At 64.5% G+C, this 14,074-nt stretch carries 10 protein-coding genes and 1 tRNA gene; 6 read left to right on the forward strand and 5 right to left on the reverse strand.

Annotation, left to right across the window (positions count from 1 at the left end; genetic code table 11):
* The first annotated feature begins 32 nt into the window (after window positions 1-32).
* From dnaG to ACS8YF_RS10285, 3 genes are all read left to right on the forward strand, one after another.
* The gene (gene dnaG / locus ACS8YF_RS10275) at window positions 33-1,811 is read left to right on the forward strand and encodes a DNA primase (RefSeq protein WP_440850128.1); all 1,779 of its coding nucleotides are present in this window, start codon (window positions 33-35) and stop codon (window positions 1,809-1,811) included.
* A gap of 48 nt (window positions 1,812-1,859) precedes the next feature.
* The gene (gene rpoD / locus ACS8YF_RS10280; RefSeq protein WP_440850129.1) at window positions 1,860-3,740 is read left to right on the forward strand and encodes an RNA polymerase sigma factor RpoD; all 1,881 of its coding nucleotides are present in this window, start codon (window positions 1,860-1,862) and stop codon (window positions 3,738-3,740) included.
* 82 nt (window positions 3,741-3,822) lie between these two features.
* Window positions 3,823-3,898: transfer RNA gene (locus ACS8YF_RS10285), tRNA-Ile, on the forward strand.
* A gap of 263 nt (window positions 3,899-4,161) precedes the next feature.
* Here the strand turns inward: ACS8YF_RS10285 and ACS8YF_RS10290 are convergent.
* On the reverse strand, window positions 4,162-4,326 hold the full coding sequence (locus ACS8YF_RS10290) for a hypothetical protein (RefSeq protein WP_440850130.1): 165 nt from the start codon (window positions 4,324-4,326) through the stop codon (window positions 4,162-4,164).
* A gap of 250 nt (window positions 4,327-4,576) precedes the next feature.
* On the opposite strand from ACS8YF_RS10290, the gene ACS8YF_RS10295 reads away from it, so the two are divergent.
* Both ACS8YF_RS10295 and ACS8YF_RS10300 read left to right on the forward strand, forming a co-directional pair.
* Window positions 4,577-4,873: a FitA-like ribbon-helix-helix domain-containing protein gene (locus ACS8YF_RS10295; protein WP_440850131.1), complete on the forward strand. Its 297-nt coding sequence runs from the start codon at window positions 4,577-4,579 to the stop codon at window positions 4,871-4,873.
* Window positions 4,870-5,325 carry a type II toxin-antitoxin system VapC family toxin gene (locus tag ACS8YF_RS10300; RefSeq protein WP_440850132.1) on the forward strand — a complete coding sequence of 152 codons (456 nt, stop codon included), beginning with the start codon at window positions 4,870-4,872 and terminating at the stop codon, window positions 5,323-5,325. The genes ACS8YF_RS10295 and ACS8YF_RS10300 overlap by 4 nt, the downstream gene beginning before the upstream one ends.
* Window positions 5,326-5,476: 151 nt before the next feature.
* Here the strand turns inward: ACS8YF_RS10300 and ACS8YF_RS10305 are convergent, their stop codons facing one another.
* Window positions 5,477-6,328 carry a helix-turn-helix domain-containing protein gene (locus ACS8YF_RS10305; RefSeq protein WP_440850133.1) on the reverse strand — a complete coding sequence of 284 codons (852 nt, stop codon included), beginning with the start codon at window positions 6,326-6,328 and terminating at the stop codon, window positions 5,477-5,479.
* Between the two features lie 235 nt (window positions 6,329-6,563).
* On the opposite strand from ACS8YF_RS10305, the gene putA reads away from it, so the two are divergent.
* Entirely contained in the window at window positions 6,564-9,824 is a 3,261-nt protein-coding gene (putA, locus tag ACS8YF_RS10310) for a bifunctional proline dehydrogenase/L-glutamate gamma-semialdehyde dehydrogenase PutA (protein ID WP_440850134.1), read from the forward strand.
* Between the two features lie 65 nt (window positions 9,825-9,889).
* Here the strand turns inward: putA and ACS8YF_RS10315 are convergent, their stop codons facing one another.
* From ACS8YF_RS10315 to ACS8YF_RS10325, 3 genes are all read right to left on the reverse strand, one after another.
* Entirely contained in the window at window positions 9,890-11,398 is a 1,509-nt protein-coding gene (locus tag ACS8YF_RS10315) for a CoA-acylating methylmalonate-semialdehyde dehydrogenase (protein ID WP_440850135.1), read from the reverse strand.
* A gap of 23 nt (window positions 11,399-11,421) precedes the next feature.
* Window positions 11,422-12,546 (reverse strand): alanine dehydrogenase, encoded by a 1,125-nt coding sequence (gene ald, locus ACS8YF_RS10320; protein ID WP_440850181.1) that lies wholly within the window; start codon window positions 12,544-12,546, stop codon window positions 11,422-11,424.
* Between the two features lie 180 nt (window positions 12,547-12,726).
* A complete protein-coding gene (locus tag ACS8YF_RS10325; RefSeq protein WP_440850136.1) occupies window positions 12,727-14,049 on the reverse strand; it encodes an aminotransferase class III-fold pyridoxal phosphate-dependent enzyme in 1,323 nt (440 codons plus the stop codon).
* Window positions 14,050-14,074: the final 25 nt, after the last annotated feature.

The following is a 14,074-nucleotide window of genomic DNA, read 5'->3' on the forward strand; positions in this document are numbered from 1 at the left end:
GCAGCGGCCTATCCGTCGTTTAGAATGGCTTCATGGCGCGCATCCCCCAGCACTTCATCGATCAGCTGCTCGAACGCACGGATATCGTCTCGCTGATCGACGCGCGTGTTTCGCTGAAGAAGGCCGGGCGCGAATACACCGCCTGCTGCCCGTTTCACGACGAAAAGACCCCCTCGTTCACCGTCTCGCCCGTCAAGCAGTTCTATCATTGCTTTGGTTGCGGCGCGCACGGTACGGCGATCAGTTTCCTGATGGAGTACGATCGCCTGGAATTTCGCGACGCGGTGGAAGTGCTCGCCGATGCCGCCGGCATGGAAATCCCCGAGGAGGCGACCGCATCGGCGCCCAGCGGGCCGCCGCGCGAGCCGTTGCTCGACGCCATGCGCCAGGCCGATCGTCATTATCAGGCGGCACTGCGCCGTAATCCGGGCGTAATCGACTATCTGAAAAACCGCGGCGTATCCGGCGAAATGGCCAAGATCTACGGCCTCGGCTTTGCCGCCGACGCCTGGGACGACCTCACACGCCGTCTGCCCAACAAGGCGGCCGCCGCCCAGGCGGGCCTTTTGATCGAGCGCGACTCCGGCGGTTACTTCGACCGCTTTCGCAATCGCCTGATGTTTCCGATCCGCGATACGCGCGGCCGCACCATCGCCTTCGGCGGACGCACGCTCGGCGACGACAGCGCCAAATACCTGAACTCGCCCGAAACCCCGCTGTTCCACAAGTCCGACCACATGTACGGGCTGTACGAAGCGCGCCAGGCCCTGCGCCAGCTCGACCGCCTGCTCGTGGTCGAAGGCTATATGGACGTCATCGCCCTCGCCCAGCACGGCTTCCCCAACGCGGTGGCCACGCTGGGCACGGCCACCACCGCATCGCATCTAACCACGCTGTTTCGACATACCGAGGAAGTGGTCTTCTGTTTCGACGGCGATGCCGCCGGCGTTCGTGCGGCGAGGAAAGCGATGGAATATAGCCTGGCCGTGATGCGCGGCGCGCGGCGCGTACGTTTTCTGTTTCTGCCCGACGGCGAGGATCCGGACAGCCTCGTGCGCGGCGAAGGCGGCCGCGAGGCCATGGCCGCGGCGATCGAATCCGCCCGACCGGCCTCGGAGGTATTGCTGGGCGAACTCCGGGAGGGCCTCGACCTGGCCACGCCGGATGGCCGTGCCCAACTGGTCGAGCGCGCGCGCGCGCCGATCAACACCCTGCCACCGGACGCCTTTCGCGCCGAAATGGTCGCCGAGATCAGTCGCCTGTCCGGCCTGCCGGCGGATGACATTCGTGAGCTCTACGCCGCGAATCAGCCGGCCCCGCGCGCCGGCAACGGCGCGCACGGTACGGAATCGAAAAAAAACGCCTACAGCGCCGAGCTGCCACCCGTGACCCGCGGTTTCATGCTGTTACTGGCCGACCCGAGCCTGGCCGGGCGCATCGAAACCACCGACGGATTGCGCGACAACGACAATCCCGGCGCGCAAATTTTGGCCGAAGCGATTGACTTTTTCGCAAGCAACCCAAACGTATCCGTTGCGCAATGGCTTGAACATCACCGCGAACATCGGTTTTTCCATCGCCTGCAGCGGCTGGCCGCGGCCAACCCGCCGGGCGACGAAGAACAGCGCGCTGGCGAATTCGTCGATGTGGTCGCGCGGCTGCAGCAACAGAGCCGCTCCCGCGCGAATCTGCGACAACGCTACAACGCACTGGTCGCACAACAGGAACGCGGGCCGCTCGATGCAGCGGCCGCAAAGGAGTTGAAGGAAGTCTTGAGCCAACTGCAAGGTCGATCTCAGACCCCGCCCTGAGGCCGCACGCACCGCATCGAATCGATTCGGCGCGGCAGCGATGCTATAATGGTCGGTTATCGCCGAGTGCGCCTTGCCCCACGAGCCCAACACGCAGCGAGTCACATGAGCAAAGACAAGAAATCCCAGCTTCGGCTACTGATCGCCCACGGCAAACAGAAAGGTTACCTGACCTACGCCGAGGTCAACGATACCTTGCCGGACGATATTGTCGATCCCGAGCAGATCGAAGATATCGTCAACATGATCAGCGACATGGGCATCACGGTGCACGAACAGGCGCCGGATGAGGACGATCTGGTCATCGCCGGCAACACTGTCAACGATGACGATGACGACGACGCCGAGGAAGCCGCCGCGACGCTGGCCGCGCTCGACCCGCAGTTCGGCCGGACTACCGACCCGGTGCGCATGTACATGCGCGAAATGGGCTCCGTGGAACTGCTCGACCGCGAAGGCGAAATCCGTATCGCCAAGCGGATCGAGGAAGGCCTGTCGGAAATGATGTTCGCGCTGGCCTATTTCCCGGCCACCACCGGACGTCTGCTTGAGTTGTGGGATCAGGTCGCCGCCGAAGACAAGCGCCTGACCGACGTGCTGGCCGGCTTCGTCGACCCCGACACCGGCGACCCCGTGGACAGCGGCAACGACGACGCCGAAGCGGCCGACTCGGCCGGCGAAGACGAAGAAGAGGAAAGCTCCGCCCCGGCCAACGATGGCCCGGACCCGGAGGAAGCCAAGGCCCAGTTCGCCGAGTTGCGTCGCCTGCACGACGCCGCCGTCGCCTCGCTGGAGGCCAACGGTCGCGAACACGCCGAAACCGAGGCCGCCCTGTCGGCTCTGGCCACGCACTTCATGCGCTTCAAGCTGGTGCCCAAGACCGCCGACGACCTCACCCTGCAGTTGCGCACCGCCATGATCGATATCCGCTCGGCCGAGCGCGACATGCTGCGCATCTGTGTGACCGAAGCCGGCATGCCGCGGCGCGACTTCGTGCGTCAGCTGCCCGACAACATCACCAACGAAGACTGGCTGGAAAAGCTGATCCGCGCCAAGCGTCGTTATTCCTCGACCATCGCCAGCCGGCGCGAAGAACTCGTGCGCCACATGAACCGCGTGCGCGAGATCGAGGCCGAATCGTCGCTCGACGTCAATCACATCAAGGAAATCAACCGCAAGATGTCGATTGGCGAGGCCAAGGCCCGCCGTGCCAAGAAGGAAATGGTCGAGGCCAACCTGCGTCTCGTGATTTCCATCGCCAAGAAATACACCAATCGCGGCCTGCAGTTCCTGGACCTCATTCAGGAAGGCAACATCGGCCTGATGAAGGCGGTCGACAAGTTCGAATACCGCCGCGGTTACAAGTTCTCGACCTATGCGACCTGGTGGATCCGGCAGGCCATCACCCGCTCGATCGCCGACCAGGCACGCACCATCCGTATTCCGGTGCACATGATCGAAACGATCAACAAGCTCAACCGCATCTCGCGCCAGATGCTGCAGGAAATGGGCCGCGAGCCCACGCCCGACGAGCTGGCCGAGCGCATGGAAATGCCGGAAGAAAAAGTGCGCAAGGTCCTCAAGATCGCCAAGGAACCGATCTCCATGGAGACGCCCATCGGCGACGACGAGGATTCGCATCTCGGCGACTTCATCGAGGACATCAACGCCGTAGCCCCCGACGACTCCGCCTCGGGCGAATCGCTGCGCGAAGCCACGCACAACACCCTGGCCAGCCTCACCCCGCGCGAGGCCAAGGTCCTGCGCATGCGCTTCGGCATCGACATGAACACCGACCACACCCTCGAGGAGGTCGGCAAACAGTTCGATGTTACCCGCGAGCGCATCCGCCAGATCGAAGCCAAGGCCCTGCGCAAACTGCGCCACCCCTCGCGAGCGACCTTCCTCAAGAGCTTCCTCGACGAGTAAGCCCACCGAACGCTTGGCGGGCCCGCCGCCGCCAAGCTATAGTTCCGCGCCGGGCGTGCAACGCGCCCGGCGCTTTCATTTGGGGCCTGTAGCTCAGCGGTTAGAGCAGGGGACTCATAATCCCTTGGTCGTCAGTTCGAATCTGACCGGGCCCACCATAAAATCAATAGTTTATAGCCCCACATTGCTCGCCCTAATGCCCAGAGGTACATTATAGGTACACTCGTCGTGCAACAGGCGTACGATCGCTGCCCTCTGCAGGCCGCTGGAAAGCGGTCTTACGGTAATCCCCCCCCCGGAAAATAGCGCGCTAAAAATGGGAGGATTACCTCTCGGTCAGATTCGCCAGATAGCATTTCTTAAGCTCTACATCACGATCCGTGATCGCGATGCTCGACTCAGGGTCAAGCCGGTCGATACGTCATGTTTTGGCGGTAGCGAATGGCAAGCTTGGCTCAAGGACGAGGTCGTCGAGCCGCTCCTCGCCTTCATTCGTTATGCTCAGTTGCTGCAGCAGTGGCACAGCATTCTGATGCGATGCCAGCCCCAGCTTGGCGCTGACAACCCCCTCGATCGAAATCGCCATGTCGCCCATTCCCGCGATGCCGGCTTAACAAATGAATCATAGGATGGAACAGAGGAATTTTCGAATGTTCCGAGCAGTTGAATCGCTCAACGCTACTGTTCTGGTGCATTAGTCATGCCCCCAGTGGCCACTCGGCCCTATGCGGCACCCAGATTGGCGCCCTTATCAGCAGACACCACCGGAACAGTTCCGGCCAGGACGCTTGGCAAGCTATAATGCATCCATAACGCTAGCGAAATGGATATGTCCCATGAGCACGCTCGTCGTAAAAGATCTACCAGCGCATCTACACGAGGCGCTTAAAGCGCGTGCACGGCGCCATCATCGATCGCTTAATAAAGAGGCGGCCAGCATCATCGAACAGGCGGTTCATGCAGGGGATATGCAGTCGATACAACATGGGCCGGCGCCGATGGGCCAACCGCTGACATTGGAGGAACTCGACGTCGCTTTATCCGACGATCGATACTGCAGCCTTGGCACACTGGCTGACGTGGAAGAACTGATGGACGAGCTACGCGCCGAGCGTGGCGATCCCCGAGAATGAGCGAGCTCTCCTCGTTACCCGATGTCTCGCTCTATCTCGATAGCAATGTGTTTATCTACGCATTCGAGGGTGATACCGGCCCGCTGCGAGATTCAGCATCGCTGATCGTTCGGCGTGTTTTTACAGGCGAGAGCGCAGCCTACACGAGCGTTTTGTCGCGAGCTGAGGTGCTCGTCCATCCGCTGGGAAAAAGGCAAGTCGAACTCGCAGACCGCTACCGACGTTTGCTCACTGGTGCCGGCCCTATCAATGTAACGTCTGTAGAGCCTCGCATCGCCGACCTAGCCGCCGAACTACGAGCCGACTACCCGAGCCTGAAGTTACCCGACGCGCTTCACATCGCTACTGCCGTTCAAGCCGATTGCGGCGCCTTTATCACGGGCGACAAGCGGCTAGCAATCGTATCCGCACGAATTCCCGTGGTCCTTCTCGACCAGATCGCGACGGAATAATCGGTCACCAGCCGCCGTTCTGGCGAAAGCCAATCTATCGGCCTGATCCTGGAATCCACCGGCGGGCTCACGAGCGCTCTCAACGTGTTGCTGCATTGCGTGGCCGCCGAGCGCGAGCGTATGGAAGCCTACCGGGCGCGGGTGCAGAACCTCAGGCTCTATACGAAATAAGCGGTTGTGTGCTGGGGTCGATGGCCACGACCCCGCCCCGAACCGGACCGTCGCTCGCCAGGCGGCGCCGCATCGCACCTGGCGTTGTGCCGTGCACGCGCACGAACGCCCGCGTGAAGCTTGGCGCATCCGCAAAGCCGGTCTCGTGCGCGATCTGTGCAATCGAATGAGCGGACTGCAACAGTCGATCGCGAGCCCAGTTCAGACGCCGGGCCAGCACCGCTTGTTGCGGCGGCACGCCATAGTGGCGCCGGAACCACTGATTGAGCGCCGAACCGCCCATGCCCAGATGCCGCTGCAATTCGGCGTTACTCGGCGGCGAGGCCAGTCGCGCATCCACCAGCGTTTGAAAGCGTTCGTGTTTCGAATCGGTCGTCCCGGCGGCCCGATCGGCGAGCAACCGGTAGACCTGTACCGCCAGCATCGTGGCCCACTGATGCGCCAACAGCCGGCTGCCGTTCGGCACCCGGACCAGTTGTGAAGCCGCACACGCAATCAGCAACCGGAGCTCGGCCGGCATGGCGAACGCGCGCGGCGCCTCGAACAGCTCATGCAGCCCGGCGCACGGCTCGATTGTCTGGATCTGCTGCACGGTATCGTCGTCCAGAAAAAGATCGACCACCAGGAGCCGGCTGTCCTCGCTGCGGCCGGCAAAGAAGTGCCGCGCATGGCAGGGCACGATGCCGATGCGGCCGGTCGATACTTCGAATTCCGCGCTCGCCATCTCGCAGCGAACGGCGCCGCCCAGCCCGAACAGCAGCTGAGTGAAGGCATGCCGGTGTTCGCCGTGGCCGCGCCGGATCGGGTTCAATCGAGCGTGAGTCTGGTTCATATAAGAGCGGATCCGGGGCCGAGTTCAACGTCGCGCACGCGTAATACTGAACAATTGATGCGCAAAATCGAACAACACGAACAGCCACAAGAACGCTAGGCTGAAGGATTATGCGTCCGGGGCCAACGCGGCGGCGAGCCACTTTCGAACCGAGAGAGGCGCGCGCCGGCCGTCACCACGATGCGTACCGTCGCCGATGGGCACAAAGCGGAATTTTCACCACGGGAGTCGCGCAATGCAATGGTCAGCACCCAGAGTCTATGACGATCCGAGCTATCAGAACGTGCTCGCCACTTATCGGGTGGACGAGGCCGAGCAGGTTTCGCGGCTGCTGGAGATCGCGGCGCTGGACGAGGATACGGCGGGCGCCGTCGAATCCGACGCGGCCAGGCTGGTCGAGGTGGTGCGCGAAAAAGCCACCGAGGGCGGCGGCATCGATGCCTTCATGCAGGAGTACGAGTTGTCCAGCGCCGAAGGCGTGGTGCTCATGTGCCTGGCCGAGGCCCTGCTGCGCATCCCGGATTCGGAGACCGTCGACAAGCTGATCGAGGACAAGATCGGCGGCTCCAACTGGGAGTCGCATCTGGGCGAATCCAAGTCCTGGTTCGTGAATGCCTCGACGTGGGGGCTGATGATATCCGGCCGCATGCTGCGCCGCGAGGACCTGCCCGAGCGCAACTTCCGCAGCACCATGCGGCGTATGGTGCGCCGCTCCGGCGAGCCGTTCATCCGCTCGGCCGTGCGCCGCGCCATGCGCGTGATGGGGCATCAGTTCGTTATGGGGCGTTCCATCGAAGAGGCGCTGCGCAACGCCAAGTCGCTGGAACGGCGCGGCTACTCCTATTCCTACGACATGCTCGGCGAAGCGGCGCGCACCGACGCCGACGCCCAGCGCTACTTCGACGACTACCACCACGCGATCGAGGCCTGCGGCAAGGTCAGCGCCGAGCGCGGGCCGGAGGACGCCCCCGGCGTCTCGGTGAAACTGTCCGCCCTGCACGCGCGCTACGAGCTCGGCCATCGCGATCGCGTGATCGACGAACTGCTGCCCCGCCTGCAGCAGCTGGCACGGCTGGCCGCGCAGTACGACATCAACCTGACCATCGACGCCGAGGAGGCCGACCGGCTCGATCTGTCGCTGGAAATCTTCGAACTGGCCTCTGCCGACGACGAGCTGGGCGACTGGCAGGGCCTCGGGCTGGCGGTCCAGGCCTACCAGAAGCGCGCGCTGGACGTGATCGAATGGCTGGCCGATCTGGGCCGGCGCCATCGTCGCCGCATCATGGTGCGGCTGGTAAAAGGCGCCTACTGGGACACCGAAATCAAGCGTGCCCAGGAAGCCGGCCTGGCCGGCTACCCGGTGTTCACGCGCAAGGCGAACACCGATGTCTCCTACATGGCCTGCGCACGCCGGATCCTCGCGCACGACGATGTGTTCTACGGCCAGTTCGCGACCCACAACGCGCACACCCTGGCTTATATCCGGCATCTGGTCGGCGAGCGGAGCGACTTCGAATTCCAGCGCCTGCACGGCATGGGCGAGGATCTGTACTCCGAGATCGTGGAAAAAGCCGCCAACGACAAGCGCCCGCGCTGTCGCATCTACGCCCCGGTCGGCGCGCACGAGGATCTGCTGGCTTATCTGGTCCGGCGCCTGCTGGAAAACGGCGCCAACAGTTCATTCGTCAATCGCCTGGTCGACGAGAACGAGCCGATCGCCGATATCGTGGCCGACCCGGTTCGCGTGGTGCGCGAGCAGGATCAGGTCCGGCATCCACGCATCCCGCTGCCGCAGGATCTCTACGGCGAGCGCCGGCCCACTGCCCGCGGCATCGATCTGTCCGACCTGCGCCAGCTGACGCAGCTGTCCGAGACCATGGCCGAAGCCGCTAGCCGAAACTGGCAGGCCGGCCCGCTGATCGGCGGCAAGCGGCCCAAGCGCGCATCGGACGCGCTGGCCAACAACCAGGCCGAGGCCGTGATCAACCCGGCCCACAACGACCAGGTCGTGGGCCACGTCGCGCTCGCCGATGACGACGACGTGGAAGCCGCGCTGGCGGCAACGCACGAGGCCGCCCCGCACTGGTCATACACGCCGGCCGCCGAACGCGCCGCCTGCCTGCGCCGCTATGCCGATCTGCTGGAAGCCCACATCGGCGAACTGATCGCGATCTGCACGCGCGAGGCCGGCAAGAACGTGGCCGACGGCGTGGCCGAAGTGCGCGAGGCGGTGGATTTCTGTCGCTACTACGCAGTCCAGGTCGAGGATGAATTCGCCACCGATCACGTCCTGCCCGGCCCGACCGGCGAGCGCAATACCTATGGCCTGTATGGCCGCGGCGTGTTCGTCGCGATCTGCCCGTGGAACTTCCCGCTGGCCATCTTCTCCGGCCAGGTGGCGGCGGCGCTGGCGGCCGGCAACGCAGTGATCGCCAAGCCCGCCGAGCAGACCTGCCTGGTCGGTGCGCGGGCCGTCGAGTTGATGCACGAAGCCGGCTTCCCGGGCGACGTGTTGGCCTTCCTGCCCGGGGCGGGCGACATCGGCGCCAAGCTGGTCGCCGATTCGCGCATCGCCGGCGTCGCCTTCACCGGATCCATGGCCACGGCGAAGAAGATCAACCGCACGCTGGCCGAGCGCGACGGCCCGATCATTCCGTTGATCGCCGAAACCGGCGGCCAGAACGCGATGATCGTGGATTCCTCGGCCCTGATCGAGCAAGTCGTGGCCGACATCATCCGCTCCGGCTTCCAGAGCGCCGGCCAGCGCTGCTCGGCCCTGCGCGTGCTGTACGTGCAGTCCGACATCGCCGATACGCTGATCGAGATGCTCTCGGGTGCCATGGCCGAACTCTCGGTCGGCGACCCATGGCATCTCGGCACCGACGTCACCCCGGTGATCGACGCCGAGGCCCGGCGCAATCTGGCGGCCTATGCCGAATACGCCGACCAGACGTTCAAGGCGCACTACAGCTGCGAACTCGACGAGGCGCACACCGACGGCACCTATATCGCCCCGCGCATCTACGAGCTGGACTCGATCGAACAACTCGGCGAGGAACAGTTCGGGCCGATCGTGCACATCATCCGGTTCAAGGCCGACGAAATCGATCGCGTGGTCGACGACATCAACGGCCTCGGCTACGGCCTGACCTTCGGCATCCACAGCCGGATCGACACTACGGTCGAACGCGTGCTCAAGCGCCTGCGGGTCGGCAACGCCTACGTCAATCGCAACATCATCGGCGCGGTGGTCGGTGTGCATCCGTTCGGCGGCGAAGGCCTGTCCGGCACCGGACCGAAGGCCGGCGGGCCGCACTATCTGCATCGCTTCGCCACCGAGCGGGCGGTTTCGCGCGATACCACGGCCGCCGGCGGCAACGCCTCGCTCATGTCGCTGGAAGAAGACGAGCCGGCCGAACACGTGTTCGTCACGCCCGAGCCGCAGCGCTTCAACCGGCCGGCGGAAACGAACCGGGAGACCGAAGCCGCCGAATAGGAGCACAAAAAAGCGCCGCTCGGTTTCCCGAGCGGCGCGATTGTGGCCCGTGTCAGCTGTCGCCGTCAGTGCGTGGGCATGGCAAACGCGTTAGCGTCGTCCGGGGCATCCGGCCAGCGCTGGGTGACGGTCTTGAGCTGGGTGTAGAAGCGCACCCCGTCCGGGCCGTGGGCATGCAGCACGCCGAAGCGCGAGCGCTTCCAGCCGCCGAAGGAATGGAAGGCCATCGGCACCGGGATCGCCACGTTCACGCCCACCATGCCGACGCGAATCTGTTCGTAGAACTTGCGCGCCGCGCCGCCGTGGTTGGTGAAGATGCACACGCCATTGGCGAACTCGTGCGCATTGACCAGCGCGATCGCGTCCTCCAGCGATTGCTGGCGCACCACCGAAAGGACGGGCCCGAAGATCTCTTCTTTATAGATCCGCATGTCGGGCGTGACGTGATCGAACAGGCAGCCGCCGAGATAGTAGCCATCCGGGTTGTCGTTCGATGCGAAGCCACGGCCGTCCACGACCAGCTTCGCGCCCTCTTCCACGCCGAGATCGACATAGCCGCGCACCTTGTCGCGGTGTTCGGCGCTGACCAGCGGGCCCATCTGCGGCTCGGGATCGGCCAGGCCGTCGCCGACGGTCAGCGAGGCCAGGCGTTTTTCGATCGCGGCGACCAGGCGATCGGCGGTTTCCTCGCCCACCGGCACGGCCACCGACACCGCCATGCAGCGCTCACCGGCCGAGCCATAGGCCGCGCCCATCAGGCCGTCGACCACGGCGTCCATGTTGGCATCCGGCAGCACGATGACGTGGTTCTTGGCGCCGCCGAGCGCCTGCACTCGCTTGCCGTTGGCCGCCCCGCGGGCATAGATGGATTCGGCGATCGGGGTCGAGCCGACGAAGCTGAGCGCGGCCACGCGTTCATCGTCGATCAGGGTGTCGACCGCCGCCTTGTCGCCGTTGACCACGTTGAACACGCCATCCGGCAGGCCGGCCTCGGTCAGCAGCTCGGCCAGCCGCAGGGCCGTGGCCGGATCTTTTTCCGACGGCTTCAGGATGAAGGTGTTGCCACAGGCCAGCGCGATGGGGAACATCCACATCGGCACCATGGCCGGGAAGTTGAACGGGGTGATGCCGGCCACCACGCCGACCGGCTGGCGCAGCGAGAAGGAATCCACCCCGGTGCCGACATTGAGACTGTGCTCGCCCTTGAGCAGTTCCGGCGCGCCGCAGGCATATTCCACGACCTCCATGCCACGCACCACTTCGCCCTTCGCATCCGAGAACACCTTGCCGTGTTCGCGCGTGATGAGCGCGGCCAGCTCGTCGATGTGTTCGTCGAGCAGCTGCTTGAAGCGGAACAGCACCCGCGCCCGGCGCACGGGCGTGGTCGCGGCCCAGCCGGGCAGCGCGGCTTCGGCCGCGGCGATGGCGACCTCGACCTGGCTTTGATCGGCCAGCGGCAGGTCACCGAGTCGCGCGCCGGAGGCGGGATTATGGACGGACAAGGTGCGGCCGCTGTCGGCCGTGACGAGACGGCCGTCGATCCAGTGGCCGTAGTTCGAAGCAGTCGAGCTCATAAGATTCTCCTCAATACGATAGATCAGCCGGCCGTGGTCAGCACATCGCCGGCCGGCGTGTAATCAAGGCCGAGGTTGGCTGCCACCGCTTTGTGCGTGACCACGCCGCGATGCACGTTCAGCCCGGCGGCCAGGTGCGGATTGTCGGTCAGTGCCTGTTTGTAGCCCTTGTCGGCGAGCTGCAATACGTAGGGCAGCGTCGCATTGGTGAGCGCGAAGGTCGACGTGCGCGCGACACAGCCCGGCATATTGGTCACGCAATAATGCACGACATCATCCACGGTGTACGTCGGCTCGGCATGACTGGTCGGCCGGCTGGTCTCGAAGCAACCGCCCTGGTCGATCGCGACATCCACCACGGCACTGCCGGGACGCATGCCGGCGATCATCTCACGAGTGACGAGCTTGGGCGCGGCCGCCCCCGGCAACAGCACCGCGCCGATCACCAGATCGGCCTCGGTCACCGCCCGTTCCAGATTGTCGGTGTTGGAATACAGCGTGGTCAGGCGGTTGCCGTAGGCGTCGTCGAGCTCACGCAGCCTGTCGATGGATTTGTCGAGTACGGTCACATCCGCGCCCAAGCCGGTGGCCATGCGCAGCGCGTTGGTGCCCACCACGCCGCCGCCGACCACGGTGACCTTCGCCGGTGGCACACCCGGCACACCGCCGAGCAGCACGCCAGCGCCGCCGGCCACGTTTTCCAGCGCGGCCGCGCCCGCCTGCACCGACAATCGCCCCGCGACCTCGCTCATCGGCGACAGCAACGGCAAACCGCCGTGCACGCCGGTGACAGTTTCATAGGCGATGGCGATACAGCCGGCATCCATCAGACCACGGGTCTGCTCGACGTCCGGCGCCAGATGCAGATAGGTGAACAGGATCTGGTTTTCGCGCAGGCGCCGGTATTCGACCGGCTGCGGCTCTTTCACTTTCACAACCATGTCGGCGGTCTCGAATACCGCCTCGGCCGAGTCGAGGATTTCAGCGCCCTGCGCCGTGTAGGCATCGTCGGTAAAACCGGCCGCCGCACCGGCGCCGGTTTCGATGAACACACGATGGCCATGGCCGATCAGTTCGCGCGCGCCGGCCGGCGTGAGGCCGACCCGCGCCTCCGCGGGCTTGATTTCCTTGGGTACACCCACTTGCATCATTCGTTATTCCTTTTCAGTGCCGTACTGGCGCCTGGCAGCCACGTCGGGCGCGCGAGATTTCCGGTTTCCAGGGTTCGCGCGCAATCAAGACGCCCGGCGTCGAACATGAACCGATCCAGCTGGATCAGCGCTTTTATCGTCTGTATGAATCGGCGTCGATCCGCGAATCGACAGGCCCTAGTCAACGCTGCGAATCGACGCGTCCAGCACTTCGCACATGAAATCGATGTCCGCGCGTTCGGCGCTGAAAGGCGGGCCGAGTTGCACGGTATTGCCGCCAAAGCGCAGATACATGCCGCGCTCCCAGGCGGCCATGGCAATGGCCCAGGGCCGGTACGTGGGATCGTTGCCGGCGGTTTCGATCTCCAGCGCGCCGGCCATGCCGAGATTGCGGATATCGGTCACATGCGGCGCGCCGCGCAAGGCGTGCAACTGCGCCTCGAAATACGGCGCCAGCTCGGCCGCACGCTCGGCCATGCGCTCGTTCTCGAACACATCCATCGCCGCGAGGCCGGCCGCGCAAGCCAGCGGATGCGCGGAATAGGTATAGCCGTGGGCGAGTTCGACCGCGTGCGGCGGTAGATCGGCGTCCATGAACGCATCGTAGATCGCGTCGCTCGTGACCACCGCCCCCATCGGCACCGCGGCGTTGGTCAGATTCTTGGCCAGCGTCATGATATCGGGCGTCACGCCGAACAGTTCGGCGCCGAAAGTGGCACCCAGCCGACCAAAACCGGTGAGTACTTCGTCGAAGATCAGCAGGATGTCGTGGCGATCACAGATCTCGCGCAGGCGCTTGAGATAGCCGGCCGGCGGCACGATCACACCGGCCGAACCGCTCATCGGCTCGACCATGACCGCGGCCACGGTTTCGGCACCGTGGTCGAGAATGCGCTGCTCGAGCGTATCCGCCAGTTCGGCCCCATACTCGGGCACGCCGCGGGTGAAGCGATTGCGCTCGAGCAATGTATGCGGCAGATGTTCGGTCGCCAGCATGTCGCCGAAAAACGCCTTGTTGCCGGGGATACCACCCATGCCGGTGCCGCCGACGTTGACGCCGTGATAACCCTTCTCGCGGCCAATCAGGCGCGTCTTTTCCGGCTGACCACGCCTGACCCAGTAGGCGCGCGCGATCTTGATCGCGGTATCGGCCGACTCCGAACCGGAGTTGGTGAAAAACACATGTTCGAGGCCGTCGGGCACGATCTTCCTGACCCGCTCGGCCAGTTCGAACGCCATCGGATGGGCGTACTGGAACGGCGGCGCATAATCGAGCGTCTTCGCCGTTTTGGCGATGGCCGAAGCGATCTCGTCGCGGCCATGACCGAAGCTGGTACACCACAGCCCGGACAGGCTGTCGAAGATCCGGCGGCCGGCGGCATCGGTGTAGTGGCAGCCGTCCGCCGCCACGATCAGGCGCGGGTCCGCCTTGAACTGACGATTGCCGGAAAACGGCATCCAGTAGCTATCGAAATCCAGCGATTGCGCAATATCGGCCATGACGACCTCCGGGTGGCGAACAATA

It is taken from the genome of Salinisphaera sp. SWV1 (assembly GCF_052044155.1).
GTDB lineage: Bacteria > Pseudomonadota > Gammaproteobacteria > Nevskiales > Salinisphaeraceae > Salinisphaera.

What these genes read in the sequence shown, in the direction of transcription:
- ACS8YF_RS10315 (WP_440850135.1), bottom strand. Translation starts at nt 11,398, where the DNA reads ATGAGCTCGACTGCTTCGAACTACGGCCACTGGATCGACGGCCGTCTC.
- ald (WP_440850181.1), bottom strand. Translation starts at nt 12,546, where the DNA reads ATGCAAGTGGGTGTACCCAAGGAAATCAAGCCCGCGGAGGCGCGGGTC.
- ACS8YF_RS10300 (WP_440850132.1), top strand. Translation starts at nt 4,870, where the DNA reads ATGAGCGAGCTCTCCTCGTTACCCGATGTCTCGCTCTATCTCGATAGC.
- ACS8YF_RS10305 (WP_440850133.1), bottom strand. Translation starts at nt 6,328, where the DNA reads ATGAACCAGACTCACGCTCGATTGAACCCGATCCGGCGCGGCCACGGC.
- ACS8YF_RS10325 (WP_440850136.1), bottom strand. Translation starts at nt 14,049, where the DNA reads ATGGCCGATATTGCGCAATCGCTGGATTTCGATAGCTACTGGATGCCG.
- ACS8YF_RS10295 (WP_440850131.1), top strand. Translation starts at nt 4,577, where the DNA reads ATGAGCACGCTCGTCGTAAAAGATCTACCAGCGCATCTACACGAGGCG.
- ACS8YF_RS10290 (WP_440850130.1), bottom strand. Translation starts at nt 4,326, where the DNA reads ATGGCGATTTCGATCGAGGGGGTTGTCAGCGCCAAGCTGGGGCTGGCA.
- dnaG (WP_440850128.1), top strand. Translation starts at nt 33, where the DNA reads ATGGCGCGCATCCCCCAGCACTTCATCGATCAGCTGCTCGAACGCACG.
- putA (WP_440850134.1), top strand. Translation starts at nt 6,564, where the DNA reads ATGCAATGGTCAGCACCCAGAGTCTATGACGATCCGAGCTATCAGAAC.
- rpoD (WP_440850129.1), top strand. Translation starts at nt 1,860, where the DNA reads ATGGTCGGTTATCGCCGAGTGCGCCTTGCCCCACGAGCCCAACACGCA.